The 23,408-nt window shown below is 64.3% G+C and carries 21 protein-coding genes; 14 read left to right on the forward strand and 7 right to left on the reverse strand.

Features of this window, described 5'->3' with window-relative positions; all coding sequences use genetic code 11:
- Nucleotides 1-41: 41 nt before the first annotated feature.
- The 3 genes from V1279_RS02270 (at nt 42) to V1279_RS02280 (ending at nt 4,646) form a co-directional block, all read left to right on the forward strand.
- Nucleotides 42-2,018 carry a primary-amine oxidase gene (locus V1279_RS02270; RefSeq protein WP_334432038.1) on the forward strand — a complete coding sequence of 659 codons (1,977 nt, stop codon included), beginning with the start codon at nt 42-44 and terminating at the stop codon, nt 2,016-2,018.
- A gap of 127 nt (nt 2,019-2,145) precedes the next feature.
- Nucleotides 2,146-3,768 carry a gamma-glutamyltransferase gene (gene ggt / locus V1279_RS02275; protein WP_334432040.1) on the forward strand — a complete coding sequence of 541 codons (1,623 nt, stop codon included), beginning with the start codon at nt 2,146-2,148 and terminating at the stop codon, nt 3,766-3,768.
- Nucleotides 3,769-3,839: 71 nt separating this feature from the next.
- Nucleotides 3,840-4,646 carry an MBL fold metallo-hydrolase gene (locus V1279_RS02280; protein ID WP_334432042.1) on the forward strand — a complete coding sequence of 269 codons (807 nt, stop codon included), beginning with the start codon at nt 3,840-3,842 and terminating at the stop codon, nt 4,644-4,646.
- A gap of 108 nt (nt 4,647-4,754) precedes the next feature.
- On the opposite strand, the gene V1279_RS02285 is transcribed toward V1279_RS02280, so the two are convergent.
- Genes V1279_RS02285 through V1279_RS02300 form a run of 4 tightly spaced genes read right to left on the reverse strand, consistent with a single transcriptional unit; the run spans nt 4,755 to nt 9,066 of the window.
- A complete protein-coding gene (locus V1279_RS02285) occupies nt 4,755-5,843 on the reverse strand; it encodes a 2Fe-2S iron-sulfur cluster-binding protein (RefSeq protein ID WP_334432044.1) in 1,089 nt (362 codons plus the stop codon).
- Entirely contained in the window at nt 5,844-7,730 is a 1,887-nt protein-coding gene (locus tag V1279_RS02290; RefSeq protein WP_334432047.1) for an ethylbenzene dehydrogenase-related protein, read from the reverse strand.
- A 28-nt stretch (nt 7,731-7,758) separates the two neighbouring features.
- Entirely contained in the window at nt 7,759-7,941 is a 183-nt protein-coding gene (locus tag V1279_RS02295; protein WP_334432049.1) for a hypothetical protein, read from the reverse strand.
- 54 nt (nt 7,942-7,995) lie between these two features.
- Complete coding sequence (locus V1279_RS02300; RefSeq protein WP_334432050.1) at nt 7,996-9,066, reverse strand: hypothetical protein; 1,071 nt, start codon at nt 9,064-9,066, stop codon at nt 7,996-7,998.
- 582 nt (nt 9,067-9,648) lie between these two features.
- On the opposite strand from V1279_RS02300, the gene V1279_RS02305 reads away from it, so the two are divergent.
- The 4 genes from V1279_RS02305 to V1279_RS02320 all read left to right on the forward strand — a co-directional run bounded on the left by V1279_RS02305 (nt 9,649) and on the right by V1279_RS02320 (nt 16,581).
- Nucleotides 9,649-11,364, forward strand: coding sequence for a type I secretion system permease/ATPase (locus V1279_RS02305; RefSeq protein ID WP_334446165.1), 1,716 nt, complete (start codon nt 9,649-9,651; stop codon nt 11,362-11,364).
- Nucleotides 11,361-13,358, forward strand: a complete 1,998-nt coding sequence (locus tag V1279_RS02310) for an HlyD family type I secretion periplasmic adaptor subunit (protein ID WP_334432052.1) — start codon at nt 11,361-11,363, stop codon at nt 13,356-13,358. Before V1279_RS02305 ends, V1279_RS02310 begins: the two co-directional genes overlap by 4 nt.
- A gap of 102 nt (nt 13,359-13,460) precedes the next feature.
- Nucleotides 13,461-15,341 carry a molecular chaperone HtpG gene (gene htpG, locus V1279_RS02315; RefSeq protein WP_334432055.1) on the forward strand — a complete coding sequence of 627 codons (1,881 nt, stop codon included), beginning with the start codon at nt 13,461-13,463 and terminating at the stop codon, nt 15,339-15,341.
- A gap of 85 nt (nt 15,342-15,426) precedes the next feature.
- Entirely contained in the window at nt 15,427-16,581 is a 1,155-nt protein-coding gene (locus tag V1279_RS02320; protein WP_334432057.1) for a DUF3095 domain-containing protein, read from the forward strand.
- Between the two features lie 138 nt (nt 16,582-16,719).
- On the opposite strand, the gene V1279_RS02325 is transcribed toward V1279_RS02320, so the two are convergent.
- The 3 genes from V1279_RS02325 to V1279_RS02335 form a co-directional block, all read right to left on the reverse strand.
- Entirely contained in the window at nt 16,720-17,163 is a 444-nt protein-coding gene (locus V1279_RS02325; RefSeq protein ID WP_334432060.1) for a DUF2147 domain-containing protein, read from the reverse strand.
- A gap of 80 nt (nt 17,164-17,243) precedes the next feature.
- Complete coding sequence (locus tag V1279_RS02330) at nt 17,244-18,629, reverse strand: MATE family efflux transporter (protein WP_334432062.1); 1,386 nt, start codon at nt 18,627-18,629, stop codon at nt 17,244-17,246.
- A gap of 86 nt (nt 18,630-18,715) precedes the next feature.
- Complete coding sequence (locus V1279_RS02335) at nt 18,716-19,255, reverse strand: GNAT family N-acetyltransferase (RefSeq protein ID WP_334432064.1); 540 nt, start codon at nt 19,253-19,255, stop codon at nt 18,716-18,718.
- Nucleotides 19,256-19,437: 182 nt separating this feature from the next.
- Here V1279_RS02335 and V1279_RS02340 point away from each other — a divergent pair, with 182 nt between their 5' ends.
- The 7 genes from V1279_RS02340 (at nt 19,438) to V1279_RS02370 (ending at nt 23,112) form a co-directional block, all read left to right on the forward strand.
- Nucleotides 19,438-20,040 carry a superoxide dismutase gene (locus V1279_RS02340; RefSeq protein ID WP_334432066.1) on the forward strand — a complete coding sequence of 201 codons (603 nt, stop codon included), beginning with the start codon at nt 19,438-19,440 and terminating at the stop codon, nt 20,038-20,040.
- A 254-nt stretch (nt 20,041-20,294) separates the two neighbouring features.
- Nucleotides 20,295-20,669: a fluoride efflux transporter CrcB gene (gene crcB / locus V1279_RS02345; RefSeq protein ID WP_334432068.1), complete on the forward strand. Its 375-nt coding sequence runs from the start codon at nt 20,295-20,297 to the stop codon at nt 20,667-20,669.
- Nucleotides 20,670-20,807: 138 nt separating this feature from the next.
- A complete protein-coding gene (locus V1279_RS02350; RefSeq protein ID WP_334432070.1) occupies nt 20,808-21,410 on the forward strand; it encodes a permease in 603 nt (200 codons plus the stop codon).
- Nucleotides 21,407-21,910, forward strand: coding sequence for a hypothetical protein (locus tag V1279_RS02355; RefSeq protein ID WP_334432072.1), 504 nt, complete (start codon nt 21,407-21,409; stop codon nt 21,908-21,910). Before V1279_RS02350 ends, V1279_RS02355 begins: the two co-directional genes overlap by 4 nt.
- A gap of 99 nt (nt 21,911-22,009) precedes the next feature.
- Nucleotides 22,010-22,195, forward strand: a complete 186-nt coding sequence (locus V1279_RS02360) for a hypothetical protein (RefSeq protein ID WP_334432074.1) — start codon at nt 22,010-22,012, stop codon at nt 22,193-22,195.
- A gap of 31 nt (nt 22,196-22,226) precedes the next feature.
- Nucleotides 22,227-22,445, forward strand: a complete 219-nt coding sequence (locus tag V1279_RS02365; protein WP_334432076.1) for a GDCCVxC domain-containing (seleno)protein — start codon at nt 22,227-22,229, stop codon at nt 22,443-22,445.
- A gap of 28 nt (nt 22,446-22,473) precedes the next feature.
- Nucleotides 22,474-23,112: a cation transporter gene (locus V1279_RS02370; RefSeq protein ID WP_334432078.1), complete on the forward strand. Its 639-nt coding sequence runs from the start codon at nt 22,474-22,476 to the stop codon at nt 23,110-23,112.
- Nucleotides 23,113-23,408 lie beyond the last annotated feature (296 nt).

The following is a 23,408-nucleotide window of genomic DNA, read 5'->3' on the forward strand; positions in this document are numbered from 1 at the left end:
GCCGTAACCTGCGGCCAGATCCCGGGAGAATTCGGTCCGATATGGTACGTACAAAGCCGTCTGCCGGCATAGATGCCGGCCATCCGCTCGACCCGCTCAGCGAGACCGAGGTCGCGCTGGCGTCCGAAATATTGCGGAAAGAAAAGAGGCTCGGTCCGCACGCGCGGTTTACGCATGTGCAGCTCGAAGAGCCGGCCAAGTCCGACGTCCTCGGATGGAAGCCGCCTGCCGGGCTCCCGCGGCGGGCCGCCGTCACCCTGTTCGACAGCAAGACCGGCGCGACGCATGTCGCGACGGTCGATCTCGAATCGAGGACGGTCACGGCGTGGCGGGAGTATTCGACCAAGGCCCATCCTTACGGCCAGCCGCCGATCACGATCGAGGAGGTGTTCAAGGTCGGCGACATCGTCAAGGCCGATACGGACTGGCGGCGTGCGATGAAGCGGCGCGGTCTGAGCGATGAGGACATCGAACTGGTTCAGGTCGACCCGTTTTCAGCCGGCTATTTCGATCGGGAGGTGGAGAAGGGCCGCAGGCTGGTCAGCGCCGTGTCCTACTGGCGTAGGGATCTCAAGGACAATGGCTATGCTCATCCGATCGAAGGCGTGGTCGCGCTGGTCGACCTGATCGAGAACAGGATCGTCCAGCTGGTCGACGAGTCCGACATCATTCCGATCCCAAAGAAATCGCGCAACTACGACCGGGCATCGATTCCGCAAACGCGCAAGGACGTGAAGCCGCTGGATGTCGTGCAGAAGGACGGCCCGAGCTTCACGGTCGAGGGATGGAAGGTTAATTGGCAGAACTGGTCGTTCCGCGTCGGTTGGACCGCGCGCGAAGGCCTGGTGCTGCACCAGATCGCCTTTCGCGACGGTGCGCGCGAACGGCCGATCATCTATCGGGCCAGTGTCACCGACATGATCGTTCCCTATGCTGATCCGACCGCCAACCATTTCTGGAAATGCGCGTTTGACGCCGGAGAGTATGGGCTCGGCAAGCTCGCCAACGCGCTCGAACTCGGCTGCGACTGCCTCGGCCATATCCACTATTTCGACGTGCCGGTGGCCGACGATTACGGCAAGCCAACCGTCATGAACAATGCTATCTGCCTGCACGAGGAGGATTACGGCATCCTCTGGAAGCATTACGAATTCCGCAACGAGACGTTCGAGGTGCGGCGGTCACGGCGGCTCGTCATCTCGTTCTTCACGACCGTCGGAAACTACGATTACGGATTCTTCTGGTACTTCTACCAGGACGGCACCATTCAGCTCGAAGTCAAGCTCACCGGCATCATCCAGACGGCGGCGATCGCGCCGGGCAAGCCGTATCCGTGGGGCGGCATGGTCGCCGACAATCTAGGCGGTCCGACGCACCAGCATTTCTTCAACGCCCGCCTGCACATGATGCTGGACGGTGAGGGCAATACGGTGACGGAGCACGAGTTCCGGCCGCGGCCGTGGGGAACAGACAATCCCTACGGCAATGTGTTCGACACCACGTCGCGGGTGCTTTCACGCGAGCGCGACGCGGTCCGCGAGGCCGACGGGCGGACCGGACGCTACTGGAAGATCACCAATCCCAATCAAAAGAACAGTGTCGGCGGCCCGACGGCCTACAAGCTCCTGGCGCACAGTGCGCCCGTGATGCTTGCGCAGCAGGGCTGCTACATGACTTCGCGCGGCGGCTTTGCGACCAAGCACATCTGGGTGACGCGCTATGCGCCCGACGAACGCTACGCGAGCGGCGAGTTTCCGAACCAGCATGCCGGCGGCGACGGTCTGCCGAAATATATTGCCAGGAACCGCGAAATCGAAAACCAGGATATCGTAGTCTGGCACAGTTTCGGAGCGACCCATGTCTGCCGGCCCGAGGATTTTCCGGTGATGCCGGTCGAATATGTCGGCTTCACGCTAAAGCCGAACGGCTTCTTTGCCGAGAATCCGGCGATGGACCTGCCGCCCGACCGAAACAGCGCGAGCCGGGATAACCGCGCCGACAATTCATGCTGCGACTGACGATCCGCGCGTTCGCTTTTCATTTCACCAAGCAAGGAGACGGCGTCTCACGACATGCGAGGCCACCTACGACAATTACATGATCAGGCGGATCCGCGCCTGACGGCTGGCAACTCGGGGGCTTGAATTGGACATTCGTACCGGCCGGCCCGTCACGCTTGCGTCGAATGGCATGGTGACGTCGCCGCATTCGCTCGCCTCTGCGGCCGGCCTTGACGTGCTTCGCGCCGGCGGCTCCGCCGTCGATGCCGCGATCGCGACGAGCGCCGTGCTCGCGGTCGTCTATCCGCACATGACCGGTCTCGGCGGCGATGCGTTCTGGCTCATTCACGATGGCGCGAGTGGCGAGATCCGCACCCTCAATGGCGGCGGCAAGGCAGCCGAGGGCGCCACGCTGGCATCGCTCGAAGCGCGCGGGCTGAATGAGGTTCCGTTGCGGGGCATCGTGCCAGCGACCCTGACGGTGCCGGGCGCGGTGGCTAGCTGGATCGAGGCGCACAGCGTCCATGGGCGGCTGCCGCTCCAGCGTGTGCTGGAAAGCGCCATTGGATACGCACGCGACGGCTTTCCGGTCACCGGCCGCCTTGCAGGCTTCATCGAGATGGTGCGCGATGATCTCCTCAGGGATCGCGTAGCCGCCGCGTTGTTTTTTCCGCGAGGCGAAGCCGCGGCGCCCGGCGAAAGGCTCACCAACGCCAACCTGGCGCGCACGCTGCAATCGATCGCAAATGAGGGATGGCAGGGCTTTTACCAGGGGCCGGTCGCCGCCGAGATGGCGCGCTTTTCGGAAGCGGCCGGCGGCCTGTTCCAGCTTGCCGATTTTGACCGGCAAAAGGCCGTCTGGGGCGAGCCGCTTGTTGGGCGCTACCGCGACGTCACGGTCTTCAACACGCCCCCGCCGACGCAGGGTTTTACCGTGCTCGAAATGCTCAACCTCGTCGAGCCGCATGAACTGCACCGCAAGGATTTCCTCGGGCCCGACCATGTCCATCTCCTGGTGCAGGCCAAGCAGATTGCCTACCACGACCGCGATCAGGTGCTCGCCGATCCTTCGTTCGCCAACGTGCCGGTCGAGCGGCTGATCTCGAAGGAATACGCGGCCGAGCGCGGCCGGCTGATCGACGAAAGGTCTGCATTGAAATGGGACATGGTGCCGTCATTCGGCAGCCTGTCCGGCGATACGGTCTATGTCGCCGCCGTCGATCGCGACGGCAATGCGGCGTCGCTGATTCAAAGCCTGTATGGCGCGTTCGGATCCTGCGTGGTTGCGGGAAAGACCGGCGTCATCCTGCAAAATCGCGGTGCGTATTTCTCGCTGGATCGCAATCACCCCAATCGCCTCGAGCCGGGCAAGATTCCGCTGCATACGTTGATTGCCTCAATGGCCAAACGCGACGGCAAGCTCTGGAGCGTGCTCGGCTGCATGGGGGCGGATGGCCAGCCGCAAATCCAGATGCAGCTCTATTCGGCGATGATCGATTTCGGTCTCGACATCCAGGAAGCGATCGAGATGCCGCGGTTCCTGTCCGGCCGCTTCGCGCTCGGCGAAGCGCGCGACACGCTGCATATCGAGAGCCGCTTCCCCGAAGCTACGATCGACGCGCTCGCGCGACGCGGCCACACGGTCAATCGTTGGAACGCCTGGAACGAAATGGCCGGTCACGCGCATGGCATCACGATCGATCGGTGGAACGGCATGTTGAGCGGCGGTTCCGATCCGCGCAGCGATGGCGCGGCGATCGGGTATTAGCACCTCGCTATCTTGGCATTGGCTGGTCGTTTCATTTTGCGCTACCAGTCCTCTCGACAGGAGTAATGCCGATGCCGCTGTGGACCTGCGAACAATGTGGCGCCCAGTTTCCCGAAAACGCTGAGTCGCCGCAGGCCTGCTTGATCTGCGAAGACGAGCGGCAATTTGTGAACTGGAAGGGCCAGGCGTGGCTGACACGCGAGGAATTGGCGCGGCATCACAAGCTGGTCTGGCGCGACGATCTCGGCATTCCCGGCATCGCCGTCGAGCCGGGTTTTGCGATCGGGCAGCGCGCGCTGTTGGTGCGGGAGGCCGATGGCTGCGTGATGTGGGACTGTGTGCCGCTGGCTACCCGCGAAGCCATAGACCACGTCCGTTCGCTCGGCGGCCTGAAGGCGATCGCCGTCTCGCATCCGCACTACTACGGCGCGGTCGCCGACTGGAGCGAGGCGTTCGCTGGCGTGCCGGTCTACCTGCATGGCGACGATCGCGCCTTCGTCACCCGGCCGCATCCCGCCATCGTGCCCTGGACCGGCGACAGCCACAGGCTCTCCGATGACATCCTTCTGCTGCGAACCGGCGGGCATTTCGTCGGCGGCACGATCATGCATTGGTGCGCCGGCGCGGAGGGCAAAGGCGCGCTGCTCACCGGCGATGTCGCGATGGTGGCGATGGACCGCCGTTCGCTCAGCTTCATGTACAGTTTTCCGAATTACATTCCGCTCAACGCCGCGGCTGTGCGTCGGATCTGGGCTGCGGTCGAGCCGCTGGCGTTCGACCGCATCTACGGCGCGTGGTGGGGCCGCAACATCGCCGACAATGCAAAGCAGGCATTCGAAATGTCCGTCCGGCGGTATATCGCGGCGATCTCCGGCTGAGGAACGCAGCGCGATGCCGCACAGCAAGCAGTGTCGTCGATCATCGCAGGGACGGGATGCGAGAGGCTGCCGGCTCCCGCAGCGTGATGGTGGCTAGCCCACGGTCGGCTAGCGGTTGCTGGCGCCAACCGCGGCTACGCCTCGCGGCATCGGCGCCGGCTTTCGCGCCGGCTGCGGCGGGATAGTCCCGCTTTTGGGTTCGTTGAGCCAGCCGGTGAGGCGCGACATCAATCCTGCCTGTTCGGCCGTCCGCGGCTCCTGCACGAACGGGTCGGTGTAGCATCGGGCGCCCGCGGCCTTCGCAATCCGCGCCACGGCGTCCGTCATCGCCGGCGCGCCCGCGGTGTAGACCACATCGTCCGGCGACAGCTTTGGCAGATGATCGGTCGGCCGGCCGCTCTGAATGGCGTGCGAGATTTGTTGCGGCTCCGACACCATCGGGATCAGCGTGACGTTGGGAAACAGCGCCAGCCGGCACAGCGCCGTGTGCATGTAGAGCGAGCGGATGCTGCGGGCCTGCACGATGAAGACCATCTCGCGCTGCGGCTGCTCCATGATCGCGGCGACCGCGACCGACCACATCGGGGCGAAACCGGTACCGCTGGCGACGAGAACGATGCGGCCGGCATGGCCTTTCCTGAAAAAGGCGCGGCCGTACGGTCCCGTCAGCTTGACGCGGTGCCCGGGGCGGATCTCGCGGCCAAGCGCCGAGGATACCAACCCGTCGGCGACCTTCCGGATGTGAAAGTGCAGCACGCGATCGTGGGGAGCGCCTTCCAGCGGAAAGGTCGGGCTGTAGGGCCTTGCCGGGAATCCCTGAAACTGCAGCTTGCAATACTGGCCGGGAAGGTAGTCGAGCGGCTTCGGCAGTTCGACGTCGACGCCAACCACGTCGGGCGCGAGCTGAACCGTTTGCGCCACTTCCGCCGACAGCGCCACCGGCTCGGGAGCGGCCTCGATCGCAATCTCCAGATCGGAGACGATTCTTGCCTGGCAGGCATGAATCATGTCGTCGCCCCGGCTGTAGCCGCCGAACACCGTGCCGTCGACGAGGCGCACGCGGCAGGCGCCGCAAATTCCGGACCGGCAATCATGCGGAAGATCGACGCCGTTCATCAACGCCCAATCGAGCAGAAGCTCGCCGCGATTCGCCAGAAACGGCTCGTCGTTGATCGTGACTTTGCAAATCTTTGACATTTATTCCACCTCGATACGGATCGGCCGAACATGCCGTGTATGTCTGATCTGGCTGTGGTCGAAAGCGGCGACCCGCATGAAGACGCCGGTCTTGATCGGCACGTCAAACTGGCTTGTGGTGTCGAGCCGGCGTCTCACCTCGAGCGCCCAAAGGCCGGAGGCCCAGCGGGCTGCACTTCGAACGTCGGCGCGGTCGCCTGAAAATTCGCCGCCCAGGATGACGCCCGGGATCACGGTCCCCGTCGGGATGCGGGCGTCGATATCGGTCGAATAGGGAACTGAATCCTGATCGGTCATGAACCAGCGCGCGCCGTCGCTCTCGCCATGATTGGGATCGAGGTCGATATCCCCCAATGCGGCGGTGGTGGCAGCGACGACTTTGGGCAGGCGCAGCGGAGCGACCAGGCGACTGCGGCGCGGGCCGCCTGACGTGTCGGCCTCGACGGTGAAATTGTCCCGGTAGCTTGCCGTCCCCGGGTCGGGCGCGAAGCCGCCCTTGTACGGAACGACGTTGGCCGCCTGCATCGGGGTCGGATTCAGCGGAGGCCCGAAATGCGCGTCGTCCATCGATCCGGTCGCGCCGCTCGTCGCCTTCCACTGCCAGACATCGGCATAGCCGGTGTCCGTGTAATGCAGTCCGCGGCCGCTCATGGTGGCCGGCGCGCCGGCGACCGGCTGCGGCCCTGGATGAAAGGTTCGGCCGCCGGCCAGCGTGACATCGGAGGTGGTCAGCAGCACCGAAAACTTGTCTTCGTTGTATTGATGCTCGTCGCCGAGCTGAAAGCCGGAATGAAGCAGGTGCCATCCGTCGGCTTCCTTGACGAGCGGCAGGTGCTTCAGCGAACGCGTCGAATCCTGCCAGGTGAAGAGGAAATACGCATAGGTGCCGTCGTGCACCGCTCGAATCTCGATTCTGGCTTCTCCCTTGCCGTCGAAATTTCCGCCTTCTCCGGTCAGCAGCGAAAACGGCTTGACGCCACGCCAGGCCCGATCGGACGTGTCGCCGTCGAGGCTCGGTGCGTCGGCGGAATTGATGCGGCGAATCTGCACACTATCCACCGCCAGCCGATCGGTAGCTACGATGAGCGAGGCGCCAGTGATCGCGGCCGCGACCGCGACCACGAACGCATTGGCCTGCAGGGTCGGGTTTCGCGATCGCGCGGGACCGGCCGGGGGGCGGGGCGCCGGATCAGGCTCAGCCGTTCGATCGCGGCGCATCTCTGCGCGCGGCTGCAGCGGATGGGGCGAGGCATCGGGCGGCACGTCCAGAGTTTCGGATCCTTGCGAGCGCGCCGACCGCTCGGCCAGAAGACCCAGCAGTTCGACGGCATCGAGCCGCGGCGGCGGCGCAGGCAGCGGGGCGGGACGAAAGATGCGCAGCAGCTGCGAAGCGCCGCCACTCTTAAATTGGGTCAGGACATGCAGGACGACAAAGGCGAGGATCACCCAGGTCCCGACCCAGTGCAGCATCGCCACGTCATAGCCGGAGTAGAAACCGAAATAGAGCGCGCCGCCGCTGACCAATAGTCCCGACATCGTGACAAAGAAAATCCAGTACATCACGGCGATCACGGCGCTCAATCTCGCCTGCCCACGGCCGACGAACAGCCCGCGCAGGCGAACCTTGTCGAGCTGGACGCGGCGGCCGAGTCCGGAGCGGAGCATATAGACGACGTAGCCGATCGCCACCGCAACCAGGACGATGGCGGCCTGCATATGGGCGATCCATACGCTGTCACGCGGCAGCACGGCATCGAACCAGTTGATCCAGGTTCGGTCGGGCGTTTCAGTCGCGATGCGCAAACCGGTGACGAGCGCAACGGCGAAGGCTGCGACGAACGTCCAGTGTAGAATGATGGTCCCATAGTCCGTCTTACGCTTCCTCACGCATACGCCCCGCTACTTCACTTCCCGGTCAGCAACCGTTGGCGTCGTTTCCCCAACCGCCGATGTCGCTGCCGTACCAATGATGGTCCCCAAAGCCGTCGTTGAGGCCATCGTCTAGTTTCGTCCTTTGCGGGCACAGGCCGATGAAAAGGTCTTCTGTGCGCCCGCCGCGTGAGCCGGATCGGCGAACGCGCTTCTTGATGTGATGCATTGGCCTCCAGCGCCGCGAGAGCCTCGGCGACACTGGAGGCCGCGCCGCGCGCCGCTATCCCCACATGTGATGTAAATCATGTGCCAATTCGGGCGCGCCCGAATTGCTGTGATCGACGGTGATCGTTGAGGCTTCCGTCGTTACAATCGTGACCGGCACATCCTCGATCGCGATGGTGGCAACTTGCGGCGGGGCCTGGGTTTCGCTGGCGCCGGCGATGTTGACGGCCTGCTGTCCAGATGAGTTCGGCGGGCCTTGCGCAGTCATGCTTGCCAGATTGATATCGCCCGTAACGATATCGGTGATATCGCCACTGCTGCCCTGTGCCGCACCAGGAGGGACGTCCCCCTTGTTGATATGGCTGAGTTCGAGCTGGATCTGCTGCACGATCTCGTCGGCATCATCGGCGGTCAACCCAACGAACAGGTCAGGGTTTGCAGCTATCAACGCTTCCATCTCTGCTATCGCAGCATCGAGGTTCTCGTCGATCTGCGCCGTGTTCTCGGCGTCGCCGGCCTCCGCCAGATTGGTGGTCTCCGCCGAATTGGCGTTCGGCGCGGTGGCCGTGTCAGCGCGGGCAGCCTCGGGCGCCGCGATTGGTTCGGTTACCCCGTTCTGCGGCGCCGGATTCGCCAGCACGGGATCGGTATTGACGGTATTGATGATGCTCAGTTGGCTGGCCCGAAGCGTTTGTTCTGCGCCGGGCATGCCTCCACCACTCACCGAGGCGTTGGCTGCCGAGATGGCGGTGGTGAGGTCGGACAAGATCGCCTGAACATGGCCGAGCGCGGCGCCGGAAAACTGGCCTGTATTGAGTTCGGCCAGCAGATTGCTCTGCACCGCGGTGAGATCGTTGGTGTGGAGTGCCATGCTGGCAGCTCCCTGGCCGCCTTGGTCGAGGGCGTTTTGCGACGAAGCATCCATCGGCGGCCGAGCCATGCCGTAGAAGGTGGCGCCGAGGTCGGAGAAACTCGAACCGATCGGTCGTGTGGTTTGGTTGGCCGGCAGCGTTTCCTCTGATGGCATCGTGGACGGCGAAGCAGTATCGACCGGCGGACTGGCGGCTTCATCGATCGGGAGATCGAGATCAGCGTCGGGCTGATGTCCGTGAGCAAAGCGAGCCATTACTATTCGCCCCTGTTATCCCTGGAATTCATGACGCGTGGGCGCACGCATCCGCCGGAGAGCAGGATGTGCGCAGGATGAAGGATCATTGAGCTTCGTGGCGTCATTCGGCCGACACAGCGACCAATGAGCGCCTAAGCAAGGTGATAGACAGACGAATCCGTGACGCGCGTCGCGCTGAAAAACGACGAAAGAGGCGCGCCCGAAAGCTAAGGACATCGCAGCCTTGTCTGTGTCCGTTGCGAGAGTCGACGGCGCTGTCCCTCCCATGCCGAAATTTTGCGCGCCCGCGTGCACACGGGATCAGCGACATCGAGGCCTTTGCCATCGTTCTACCCACGAGCGAACTTGAACAATCGGCATTCGTCGCATTCTTGCCGAAAAATGGTCTGCATCGCCCGTCAAGGAGATTTGCAGGGAGACCCGGTCGATGGGTCGAAGGGCAGTTCAATGGGTATCGCTCAGGGTCAGGCACAGAACCGAGCGCGGGCAGCGCCGACGCCCCGCGCAATTTCGGGTCTGCTTTCGACGCTGGCCGCCGACGATCCCGTCGCGAGCGCGATTCGCGCGAGCGCGCGCCGCATGATCGGCGTCGCCGTCTTCAGCGGCGTCATCAACATCCTGATGCTGTCGGGCTCCCTTTATATGTTGCAGGTGTACGATCGGGTGATTCCGAGCCGTAACCTCGCGACCCTGTTCGGCCTGTCCTTGATGGTTCTGATCGCCTACCTGGTGCAGGGATATTTCGATGCGATGCGGTCGCGGATGCTTTGCCGGATCGCGACGCTGTTCGATGGCGCGCTGCAGGGGTCGATCCATTCGGCGCTCGCCACCTTGCCGCTGCGCGGGGTGAAGCCGGTCCTGATGCAGCAGCCGCTGCGCGATCTCGATCAGGTGCGCACCTTCATGTCGGGCATGGGGCCGACGGCATTCCTGGACATGCCGTGGATCCCGGTCTTTCTGATCGGGCTGTTTCTGTTTCACCCGCTGATCGGCTTCACGGCGCTGCTTGGCACCGCCGCGATCATTGCCATGACATTGGTGACCGAGCGGATCTCGCGCGGCGCGACCAAGGCGGCAATGGACTTGAACGCGCAGCGGCAGGTGCTGGCGGATGCAACGCAGCGCAACGCGGAAATCGTTCGGGCGCTCGGCATGACCGATCGGTTGACGGCGCGCTGGTCGCAGGCCAACGAGCGGTACTTGCAGGAAAACATCCGCGCGACCGACGTCTATGCCAATCTCGGCTCGGCCGCGAAGGTGCTGCGCTACATCCTGCAATCGGGAATGCTGGGCATAGGCGCCTATCTCGTCATCGCCGACAAGGCGTCGGGCGGCATCATGATCGCGTCCTCGATCCTGATGGGCCGCGCGCTCGCGCCCGTCGAAATCGCGCTTGGCACCTGGAAGCAACTGGCCGCCGCCCGCCAGGGCCTCACGCGTTTGCGCGACATCTGCAAGGCGACCGCGCCGCCTCCGGCGCCGCCGGTCATGCTGCCGCGCCCCTGCCGCGAATTGTCCGTGCAGAATCTCGCGGTGGCAGCACCAGGCTTCGACATGCCGATCGTGTCCGGTGTCACGTTTTCGCTCAAGGCCGGTGCGGGGCTGGCGCTATTGGGCGCGAGCGCGTCGGGCAAGACCTCGCTCTCGAAGGCGCTGGTTGGAATCTGGCCGGCGCATCGGGGCGCCGTGCGGCTCGACGGCGCGTCGCTCGATCAATGGCGCAACGAGGATCTCGGCCGGCATATCGGCTATCTCCCGCAGGATGTCGGCCTGTTCGACGGCACCGTGGCGGAAAACATCTGCCGCTTCGACGAGTACGCGACCTCCGACGCCATCCTCAAGGCCGCACAGATCGCCGGTGTCCACGACATCATCCTGCGCCTGCCGGAGGGCTACGCGACGCGAATAGGGCAGGGCGGTATGTCGCTATCGGCTGGTCAGAAGCAGCGGGTTGGCCTGGCGCGGGCGGTGTTCGGAGATCCCTTCCTGCTCGTGCTCGATGAGCCCAACGCCAATCTGGATGCGGACGGCGAGAACGCCTTGACGCGCGCCATCGGGATCATGCGCCAGAACAAATCCATCGTCGTCGTCATCTCGCATCGCCCGAGCGCGCTCTCCGCGCTTGATATGACGATGGTGCTCTACGAAGGCAAGGCGATCGCGTTCGGCCCGAGCGCAGAAGTGTTCGCGCGCGTCCGCAACTCTGGGGGCAAGGGACCGCCGGGATCGCCGCAGCCCCCGCCGCAGGCCAAGGCAGAACAGCGCGCATCGCTTGCCGAGAGTGTTTCATCATGAAGAGTTTTGATCACGTGCATGCCGATGAAAGAGTTGCGCGCCACCGGATGGGCGGGACGGATGAGGACGTCGCGGCGCCGCAAGGCCAGGCGCTGATCCTCGAACTGCAGCGATTGCGGCAGGCGTTCGAGCACGACAATCTGCAGGACCAGCGGCCGCCGCTTCGCCGCCCGGCGAATGACGAGCCACATCAGGGCGCGCGGCGTTCGCGTCAGGCCCGGCCGAAGCGGTCGAAAAAGAAAGGCAAGATGGGACGGGTGCTGGACTGGCTCGGCCCCTTTGGATCCCAGTCCGACCGCCTAGATGCCGAGCCTCCGGCGGCGCGCGGCGGACGCGTCACGCGTGAGCCGCAGTTCATGGCCCCGCCACCGGCCAGCAGCGCCCGCGGCCCGGCGGGTAATGCTCCGGCAAACAATTCCTGGCTGAATCAACGGCAGGCACGCGGTCCGATCATCGCGCCCGACGATCCGTCGCTCATGAACATGCCGAGGTCGAGGCCGGAGGTTTTGCCGATCGACGACCAACGGCTGCCGCCCCGCATCGAGGCTCCCCAATTGGCGCCGCCGGGCCCGGCGGGCGCGATACCGCGCAATCGTTCCGTGACGGGGGTCGTCCGCAATGGCCTGACCGCGGGGGTGGCATTCCTTGCCAATCGCGATGGATCGGCGGATGTGGCGGGCGCGCCCGGCGAAAGCATCGTCGTCCGGGCGGCGCGCGCCTTTGAGAGCGAATTGCGCACCGGGCTGCGGGCGCTGCTCGTTGTCGGCGGGTTGGCAGGCGGCTGGATGACGCTGGTGCCGTTGTCGGGCGCCGTCGTGGTGCCGGGCAATCTGGTGGTGCAGTCCAACGTCAAGACCATCCAGCATCCGACCGGCGGCGTGGTCGCGCAGATCCCGATTCATAACGGCATGCGGGTCAATGCCGGCGATCTGCTGCTGCGGCTGGACTCGACGCAGGCGCAGGCCAGCCTTCAGGTGGTCAGCAAGCAACTCGACGAAATGCGGGCGAAGATCTCACGGCTGGTCGCCGAGCGCGACGGTCTGCCCCGCCCGGCGATCCCCCCGGAAATGTCGGCCCGGCTGGACGACAACAGTGTCAAGACGCTGCTTGCTTCGGAGGCGTCGCTGTTCAGGGCGCGGGTGACGGCACGCGAGAGTCAGAGGGAGCTGCTCAAGAGCAAGGTATCGCAGCTTGGCGAGGAGATCGTGGGCCTGGAGGCGCAGGTCGCGTCCAAGGCCAAGCAACTGGACCTGATCACGGGCGAGCTCACGGGCGTGCAGGAGCTCTTCGACAAGCGTCTGGTGCCGATCGCGCGGCTCACGGCCTTGCAGCGCGAGAGCGCCAGAATCGAAGGCGAGCGCGGCCAGTTGATCTCAACCATCGCTGAGACCAGAACCAAGGTCGACGAGGCGAAGCTTCAGATGGTCAGGCTCGACCAGGATGTGCAGACGGAAGTCGTCAAGGAGCTCGGCGAGGCGCAGGGCAAGGAAGCCGAACTCAGCGAACGAAGCGTCGCAGCGCGCGACATCCTCGAGCGCATCGAGATGCGCGCGCCGACGTCGGGTGTGATCCATCAGCTGACCGCGCACACCATCGGCGGCGTCATTCGCGCCGGCGACGCCGTCATGGAGGTGGTGCCGGATTCCGACGATCTGCAGATCGAGGCGCGGTTGCAGCCGAATGACATCGATCAGGTGCGGAAAGGCCAGCAGGCTTTTGTCCGCTTCTCGGCCTTCAACCAGCGGGTGACGCCGCAGCTGATCGGTCAGGTGTCGTATGTCTCGCCCGACACCACCCGTGACCAGCAGGCCGGCACGTCCTATTTCACGGTCCGGATCATGCTGCCGGAAGAAGAGCGCCGGCGGCTGGCCGGGCTGCAGCTCTCCTCGGGCATGCCCGCGGAAGTGTTCATGCAGACCGGCAGCCGCACCATGCTCAGCTACCTGTTCAAGCCGATTCTAGATCAATTCCAACGCGCTTTTATCGAGCGGTAAGGGGCGTGCACAGGCGTCTGACGGGGCCCGGCAAAGCTTGCCACCCCGGATGGCATCGCTATATCAGGGCTTTCCTTTGGCCCTGTTCCCTGCGAGCCCCGTATGACCACCACCACTGCCCCCGAATCCCAGCCATTCCAGGCCGAGGTTGCCGAGCTTCTGAATCTGATGGTGCACTCGGTCTATTCGGAGACCGACATCTTCCTGCGCGAGCTGATTTCGAACGCATCGGATGCCTGCGACAAGCTGCGCTATGAGGCGATATCGGCGCCTGAGCTGATCACGGACGGCGCGCCGCCCAAAATCCGCATCGCGCCGGACAAGAAGGCCAATACGCTTTCCGTCGTCGACAGCGGCATCGGCATGGACCGGCAGGAACTGATCGACAATCTCGGCACCATCGCACGCTCCGGCACAAAATCCTTTCTCTCCCGCCTGACCGAGGCCAAGGACGGCACCAATCTGATCGGCCAGTTCGGCGTCGGCTTCTATGCGGCGTTCATGGTGGCCGAGCGCATCGTGGTCACCAGCCGCCGCGCCGGTTCCGATCAGGTCTTTGTCTGGTCGGCCTCCGGCGGCAGCGGATTTGAAATCGCGCCGGCCAGCGAGGAGGAAGCCGCCCGCGTCACGCGCGGAACTGAGATCGTCCTGCATCTGAAGAAGGATGCAGCGAAATATCTCGAGACCCACGAGATCGAGCGCATCGTCCGCGCCTGGTCCGACAACATCCAGTTCCCGATCGAACTGGTGCCGGAGGAGGGCGAGCCGCGCCAGATCAATTCGGCCAGCGCGCTATGGCAGCGGCCGAAATCGGAGCTCTCGCCGGAAGACTACAAGCAGGCCTACCAACAGATCGCCGGCGCCTTCGACGAGCCGGCGATGACGCTGCATTATCGCGCCGAGGGCCGGCAGTCCTATGCGGTGCTGCTGTTCGCGCCGTCGACCAAGCCGTTCGATCTGTTCGATCAAGCGCGCAAGGGTAAGATCAAGCTTTATGTCCGCCGTGTCTTCATCGCCGACGACGCCGATGTCTTGCCGGCTTATTTGCGCTTCATCCGCGGCGTGATCGACAGCGAGGATCTGCCGCTCAATATTTCGCGCGAGATGCTGCAGAACAATCCGCAACTCACCCAGATCCGCAAAGCCGTCACCGGCCGCGTGATATCGGAGCTGGAAAGCCTCGGCGAGAAGGAGCCGGAAGCGTTCGCAAAAATCTGGGACGCGTTCGGCCCCGTGATCAAGGAAGGCATCTGGGAGGACTTTGAGCGCCGCGAGAAATTGCTGTCGCTGTCGCGCTTCACCACTACGAAGGGCGAGAAGCGCTCGCTCAAGCAATATGTCGAGGACCTCAAGCCGAACCAGACCGACATCTATTACCTGACCGGCGACAGCATCGAACGGCTGAAGGCGAACCCGAAGCTGGAATCTGCCACCGCGCGCGGCATCGAGGTGCTGCTGCTGACCGATCCGGTCGATGCGTTCTGGACCTCGGCGCCGCTCGATTTCGGCGGCAAGCCGCTGAAATCGCTGAGCCAGGGCGATATCGATTTCGCCCTGATCCCGCTCCTGGATGACAAGGCCGAGGACAAGAAGGACGCCTCCGGCACCGACGAGGCCATGACGATTGCGCTGATCAAGGACGCGCTCGGCGAGCGCGTCTCCGACGTGCGCGCCTCGCAGCGGCTGACCTCGAGCGCGTCATGCCTGGTTGCCGGCGGCGACGCGCATGATCGCATGCTCGAGCGGCTCTTGGCGATGCAGAACAAGGCTCCCACCACCAAGCCGATCCTGGAGATCAACATGCGCCATCCGCTGGTCGCGGCGATCGCCGGCGACAAGGATGCGGCCAAGGATCTGTCAAAGGATCTGTCGTTCCTGTTGCTGGAGCAGGCGCAGATCCTCGACGGCGAGCTGCCGGACGATCCGGCGGCGTTTGCCAACCGGCTGAACCAATTGGTGCTGCGGGGGATCGTGAAGGGGTAGGACGTTCAGCCGCACGGCTGAACCGGATTCCGAAAACGGCCGTATCTGCTAGGAAGGTGAGAACCCCGGGGTAGCCCAGATCGCCATGACGACGCCCGACGGCACCGACATTTTCTATGGCTCGATCCCGGTCTTTCGCGGCTTTGGCAGCCTGATGGACCCGGCGATGTATTCGCCGCTGCCGGACGACTGGACCGTCGGCGTCGCCGATATCGTGGAATCGACCAAAGCGATCGAGAACCAGCGCTACAAGGCGGTCAACATGGCCGGCGCCGCCGTCATCGCCGCCGTCACCAATGCGCTTGACGGGCGCGAATTTCCGTTCGTGTTCGGCGGCGATGGCGCGAGCTTTGCGGTGTCGCCCTCAGACCTCGCGCGCGCCCGCGACGCGCTGGCGGCGACGGCGGCATGGGTCCGCGACGATCTCGATCTGGTGATGCGGGTGGCGCTGGTGCCGGTCAAGGACATCCGCGCGCAAGGCCTCGATATCAAGGTCGCCCGCTTCGGCGCGTCGGCCAATCTGTCCTATGCGATGTTTTCCGGCGGGGGGCTGGGCTGGGCGGATGCCGCGATGAAGCGGGGCAAGTTTGCGGTGCCGGCGGCAACGCCGGGCACGCAGCCCGACCTGTCCGGCCTGTCATGCCGGTTCGAGGAAATTCCCTCCGCCCGCGGGCTCATTCTGTCGGTGCTGGTGGTGCCGGCCAAGGGCGCCGATCCGCTCGCCTTCCGCAAGGTGATCGAGGACATCATCAGGCTGGTCGAACAGTCTCCGGATGCCGGGCGGCCGGTGCCGCCGGATGGGCCGCCGCTGCGCTGGCCGCCGGCCGGCGTGGAGTTTGAGGCGCGCGCCGCGCGCGGCGGGCCGTTGTTGAAGCGGCGCACCGTCGTGCTGGCGGTGACGCTGTGGGCCTATGTCGTGATGCGCTTCGGCATCAAGGTCGGCAATTTCGTGCCGAAGAATTATGTGCAGCAGGTAGTAGAGAATTCCGACTTCCGCAAATATGACGACGGCCTGCGGATGATCCTCGATTGCACGGAGGAACTGGAGCGCGCGCTGGCCGAGCTTCTGGCCAACGCGGCTTCGGAGAGGATCGTGCGCTACGGCCTGCACCGGCAGGACGCGGCGATGATGACCTGCTTCACGCCGTCGGTGATGCGCAGCGATCACGTCCACTTCATCGACGGCGCCCGCGGCGGCTACGCCTCGGCGGCGACCGCGCTGAAGGCGATGGCGGCGTGATCTCCGTCATTGCCGGGCATAGTAGTCTGCCTTGCGCAGACTACGTAAACTTGCCTACGCTCCCGGCAATCCATCTCGCTTCGTGAAGCTCTTCCTCAAGACTGATGGATACGCGGGTCAAGCCCGCGTATGATGTGTCTACCGCCCAACCCGCGTCCAGGTCTCGCCACCGCAGAGCGCGCCGACGCAGCCTTCGACCTTGAGCGTGTCCGTCCCCGCCACCGAGACACTGCTCGCATAGGTGCCGCCGTCATCGGCGTTGTAGATCTGGCCCGACCATTTGTTGGGACCGCTGGGATTCATGCCGTTGAACAGCGGCAGGCCGATCATCGGCCGCTTCTTCAGGGCCGGATTGGGATTCTTGTCATCGACCTGAGGCTTGCCGGTGGCGGGATCGACCGGGTCTTTGAGGCCGACGATCACGCCGCAGATGCCGCCGCCGCATTTGCTGACCTTTACCCGCGCGTCGCCGGACTGCGTCTGCCAGACGCCGGTCGGCTCGCCGGCGCCTTGCGCCAGGACGGATGGTGCGGCCAGCAATGCCGCCGAGATCGCGATGATGAAAGCCGTTCTGCAAGCCATGATTGATTCCCCAAAAGCAGGCCTGCATAAGCAACTAATCAGATTTGTGCAACGTCGGATTGAGGTGCAATTTCGGCCGATCATTTGTCCCAGCGGGTGAGGCGGATCGACAGCGCCGTACCGAGGCCGTAAACGACCATCGCCGCGCCCACCAGTGCGAACAGTGTCCATGCCGGCGCGCCCGTTGAGGCCAGCCACCAGCCGCCGCCGCCGACGATCAGCAATCGCGCGGTGCCGGCTATCACGGGGCCGCCGACCTTCGCGGCCCCTTGCGAGGAAAAATAGAGGCAGACGCCCATTCCGAAAAAGGCGAATGCCGGGCCGGCCCAGACGAGATAGGAAGAAGCCGCGGCGGTGACGCCGGCGTCGCTGGTGAACAGCGAAACCCAGAGCGACGGCATTGCTGCTACGATCAGCCCGATGGCGCCCACGGTGATGGCGGCAGCTATGCCCGCGGTCCACGCCACCTGCCGCGCGCGTGTCACCAGCCCTGCGCCAACAGCCATGCCGACCATCGGCACTGACGCCACGCCGAATGCAAATGCGATCGGCGTCAGCAGAAATTCCAGCCGCGAGCCCATGCCATAGCCGGCCAGCGTCTCGGTGCCGTAGCCGGCCAGGATTTTGGTGAAGATCAGCACCGTCAGCACGGTCTGCAGCGGCGACAGGCAGGACACCGCGCCGACCTTGAGAATGTCGAGGAACATGTCGCGCTGGAATTTGAAGCCCTTGAAATTCAGCGCCAGCCGGCTGCGGCCGCTGAGGAGGTGCCAGGCCAGGAACATCGCCCCCAGCGTGAACGCGACAAGCTGGCCTGCGGCAACGCCGCTCATGCCGAATTTCGGCAGGCCGAACAGCCCAAAGCCCAGCGCGCCGCCGACAGCAATCTGCACCAGCGCGGTGCCGATCAGCGTTACCGATGGAATCCGCATGTCGCCGGTGCCGCGCACCACCGAGGCCAGCGTGTTGACCAGCCAGATCGCGATCGCGCCGGAGAACAGCACATGCGAATATTGCATGGCCTGCTCGAGCACGCCGCCACGCCCGCCGAGCAGCGTGTAAAACGCGCGGCCGAAAATCAGCATCATCACGGTGAAAAAGATTCCGGCGCAGGCGCCGATCATCGCGGCATGCAGCGCCAGCGTCGCCGCGCGGTCGCGATCATCAGCGCCGATCGCCCGGCTGATCGCGGAGGAAACGCCGCCGCCCATCGCGCCCGCCGACATCATCTGCGTCAGCATGACGAAGGGAAACACCAGCGCGATGCCGGCGAGCGGCTCGGTGCCGAGCCGGCCGATATAGGAGGTCTCGGCGACCGCAACCAGCGTCGTGCCGGCCATGGCGATCGCATTGGGCAGCGTGAGCTTCAGCAGCGTCGGCAGGATCGGCGAGGTGAGCAGGCCGTTGGCCGACGCGGATGGAACCGCGGCGGTGGGGCGCATGTCGAGCGGGGCTTCCAAGGTCATGCGTCGCCGGTCATCCAAGGGAATAAATTATGGATGACATATTATCCGGCCGGGCGAACGCAAGCCACCCGCGTGCCATGCAGGGGTCACCACGGCAGGCCGCATAGGTCGATGACGCCGTCGCGCGGCTTGCGGGTAAAATCGAACACGAACGGCGCCATGGCCTCGAAACGCACGCGTCCCTCCGGCTGTTCGGCATAGACCTCGCCTTTAAACGGATGCCAGCCGCGCGCTTCATAGAATGCTTCATTGTGCGGCTCGCAGAACAGCATTGCAAACCTGATGGCTTCGTGGTCGCGCATGGTTCGGATCGCGGCGTTGAGCGCCAGTGTGGCGTAGCCGCGTCCCCGGCAGTCGTCGCGGGTCGAGACGCCGCCGATGCCGCCGATATGAACCTTGCGCCCGTCCCAAATGGCGTCACGGAAATAGATGCCGACATGGCAGGCAAGACCCGGCTGGGCCGCGTCCTCCGGCGCGTCAATCAGCACGCGCAAATCGGCGTGGGCCCATTTGACGTGACCCCACGAAAGCTTTTCGACCACATGAGCCGGCCAGACCGCTTGCATCAGCGGTTCGGCCCTTCGCCATGATGCGTCCCCGTTCAGGACGTCGATCTCGATGCTCATTTCATTCCCTCATCGTGCCAAAATCGAGTCGGCGCCATATCCGTCATACGCTGGACGCGGAGGGGCGTTACCCAGAACCTCGAGCGTTCTTGCCAAATTGCGGTGTTTATGCGCAATGGAACCTTCTATAACGGTTCCCGTTAGACCAAACCACGTCTCCCAATCAGTTCGGACATCACCCCATGACCTTCACGCTGCCCAATCTTCCCTATTCCCACGACGCCCTTGCGCCCCACATGTCCAAGGAAACGCTGGAATATCACCACGACAAGCATCACCAGGCTTACGTGACCAACGGAAACAACGCGATCAAGGGGACTGAATTCGAAGGCAAGTCCCTGGAGGAGATCGTCAAGGGTTCGTTCGGCAAGAATCCGGCCGTGTTCAACAACGCCGGCCAGCACTACAACCATCTGCATTTCTGGAACTGGATGAAGCCGAACGGCGGCGGCAGCAAGCTGCCCGGCCGTCTGGAAAAGAAGATCACCGAGGACCTCGGCGGTCTCGACAAGTTCAAGGCCGATTTCGCCGCCGCCGGCGTCGGTCAGTTCGGCTCCGGCTGGTGCTGGCTGTCGGTCAAGAACGGCAAGCTCGAAATCTCCAAGACCGCGAACGGCGAAAGCCCGCTGGTCCATGGCGCGACGCCTATTCTCGGCTGTGACGTCTGGGAGCACTCCTACTACATCGACTATCGCAACCGCCGTCCCGACTATCTGAAGGCGTTCTGCGATCATCTGATCAACTGGGACTACGTCGACGAACTGTTCGGCAAGGTCGGAGCCTAACACGGTCATTCCGGGACGCGCATAGCGCGAACTACGGTGCGCAATTGCGCACCTGAGAATCTCGAGATTCTCCGATGCGCAATTGCGCATCGTAGTTCGATGCTGCGCATCGCCTCGGAATGACGTAGGAAGTTTTCAGGGGCGGTAGCTGCGGCTGCCGCCCCTTTTCATTGCGTCCCGATCCTTGCAGAGATCGCTGCGGTCCGGCACAAGCGGCATGCCGGGTGACTTTGCTGACGTGGGAAAATGCTGCGATGAGCTATTTGCTGGTCTTCTTCGGTGGCGGGCTTGGCGCGAGTCTCCGCCATCTCATCAATCTCACCTGCGCCCGTGCTCTCGGCACCGGCTTTCCCTGGGGCACCTTCATCATCAATATCACAGGCTCGACGGTGATGGGGCTGATCGCGGGCTATCTCGCCTTCAAGGGCGGGGCGTCGCAGCCCTGGCGGCTGTTTTTGATGACCGGCATCCTCGGCGGCTACACCACGTTTTCGGCCTACTCGCTCGATGCGGCGCTGCTCTACGAGCGCGGCGAACTCGCATCCGCGGCGCTTTACGTCGTTGGCTCGGTCGTGCTCTCGATTGCCGGGCTGTTTGCCGGCCTTGCGCTGGTCCGCCAGTTCACCTGAACGGATGGCCCGTGGGGCGGGGCAGAGCCGTGTGACGTCCTCGCATGGGCATGCCTGAGATGCGCATGGCTATCGTTGCGCCGCCACCATGGCCGGACTAAGCAGGATGGATTCGCTTCACCCCCGAACCCATCGCCCTTGTCAGAACATCAGATAAAAGACCCGGCGCCTGCCGATGACGCCGAGCCGAAGCCCCGGCGCGCCCGCAAGCCTGTGGGCTGGTCGATGATCTTCATCGGCGCGCTGGTCGCGGTTTGCGCAGGCTTGGTCTGGCGGCGCGACGGCATCGATGGCGTGCTCAAGATCCTCACGCATGATCTGTGGCTGTTCGGGGAAGTCATGCCGCGCGTGCTGGCCGGCTGCCTGCTCGGCGGCTTCATCGCGGAGATCCTGCCGCACGAAAAAGTCTCGCGGGCGCTGGGGCCGTCGTCCGGACTCAAGGGATTGCTGATCGGAACGGCGTTCGGCGCGATCCTGCCGGGCGGTCCCTTCACTGCCTATCCGGTGGCGGCGGCGCTGCTCACCGTCGGCGCCGATTTCGGCGCCACCATCGCGATGGTGGTGAGCTGGACGCTGATCGGCTATGGCCGCGCGGTCGCCTGGGAGCTGCCGATCCTCGGCACCGAGTTCACGCTGTGGCGGATCGTGATCTCGCTGCCGATCCCGGTGCTGGCAGGCGCGCTCGGCCGCTTCGTTTTTGTGCGGATGTATCCGAAGGGCGAGCCGGAGCCGCCGGCATGACCCTCTCCGCGCTGATCATCGACGTCACCCTGTGGGGCTCGGTCTTAATCCTCGGATTCATGGCCTGGCAGCGCGGCCGCGTGGTGCTGGTGTCGTCGGTGCGCGAAGGCAGCATGGACTTCATCAACATCGTGCCGCGCATCGCGCTCGGCGTGATCGGCTCCGGCTACATCGCCGCCGTCATCCCGCCGGAAGTCATCACCGGCTGGCTCGGCCCGGACAGCGGCTGGTTCGGCGTGCTCGCTGCGGTGATCGCGGGCGCCGCAACCCCCGGTGGCCCGGTGGTCGGCTTCTCGATCGGCGCGGTGGCGTTGAAGGTCGGCGGCGGCCCGCCGCAGGTGATCGCCTATGTCGTCGCCTGGGCGCTGTTCGCCTTCCAGCGCATGATCCTGTGGGAAATCCCGTTCATGCCGGCCCGGTTCGTCTGGTTTCGCGCCGCGGTCTCGCTGCCGTTTCCGTTCCTGGCGGCGGCGATCGCGATGGTGATCGGGAAGCCGTGAGCCGAGAGACCGGCCACAAGGCTTCCTACGAGATGGTGGAACCACTATATTTGCAGTATGACCCGCTTGCTTGAATAGGCTGTCGAAGCCGTATCCGCTTTGCCCGATGAGACTCAGGACGATCTCGCGCCGATTCTCTTGCAGCTCGCAGGTGTGGACCAGCCACTCTATGAGCTCACGCCTGAGGAAGCCGCCGACCTCGATGCTTCGTTGGCCGAAGCCGCGAAGGGTGAGTTCGCGACGGATGAAGAAGTCCGCGCCGTCTGGGCGAAGCAGGGGCTGTGAATCTGGAAGTGCACCAATTCAGTTTAGGTCCATGCAGCTTGAATCGACGCTGACCTGTCCCACGTGTGGGCACCAAGCCACCGAGACGATGCCGACAGATGCCTGCCAGTTCTTCTACGACTGTCAGTGCTGCGGCACCCGGCTCAAGCCCAAGCCGGGCGATTGCTGCGTTTACTGCTCGTACGGAACCGTGCCGTGCCCGCCGATCCAGATAGACGGCAAGGGAACGGGTTGCAGCGTGATTGTGTAACGTTGCCTCCCGCGACTATCTTCCAGTCATGGCAGATCACTGCTGCGCACCTCCACCCTTGAACCTGGGCCCGCGCCAGGACGTGAGCGCGTTCCGGCGCGTCTTGTGGGCCGTGCTCGGCATCAATGCCGCGATGTTCCTGGTTGAAATCGGCGCGGGCCTGGCTGCTGGCTCTGCCTCACTCCAAGCCGACGCGCTCGACTTTCTGGGCGATGCAGCCAACTACGCGATTAGCCTGTTCGTGGTCGGCATGGCCTTGCGCTATCGGGCCAGCGCCGCGCTTGCCAAGGGCGTCACGATGGGCGCTTTCGGGCTATGGGTTATCGGCGTCACCGGCTGGCATGTCCTGCACGGGACGCTGCCGCATTCTGTCACCATGGGCAGTGTCGGTTTTGCCGCGCTGGTCGCCAATGCGCTATCCTTTTACCTGTTGTGGCGGCACCGCGCGGGCGACGCCAACATGCGGTCGGCCTGGATTTGCACGCGCAATGACGTGTTAGGCAATCTGGCTGTGTTGCTGGCTGCGCTTGGCGTGTTCGGCACCGGCACCGGGTGGCCCGACATTATCGTTGCCGCGATTATGGCAGTGCTTGCGCTGCAAGGCTCAGTGACCGTCGTGCGGCACGCCCTGGCCGAATTGAAGCAGCCCGCCGCAGCGACGGCTTAGGCCAGCGCCTCCCGCCGCAGGTGATCGCCTATGTCGTCGCCTGGGCGCTGTTCGCCTTCCAGCGCATGATTCTGCGGGAAATCCCGTTCATGCCAGCCCCGGTTCGTCTGGTTTCGCGCTGCGGTGTCGGTGCCCGTTTCTGGCCGCGGCGATCGTGGTGGCGATCGGGAAGCCGTGAGGCTTGCGCATCTGGTCTCCTCAAGCTGTTGAAAATAAAGATGATTTATTCTGGTAAGCCTCGGCTAACGGCGTACCGCGTTTTGGACTGCCGGGAAGCGGCGGTTCTGGTAGAATGC

It is taken from the genome of Bradyrhizobium sp. AZCC 1610 (assembly GCF_036924515.1).
Lineage (GTDB): Bacteria > Pseudomonadota > Alphaproteobacteria > Rhizobiales > Xanthobacteraceae > Bradyrhizobium.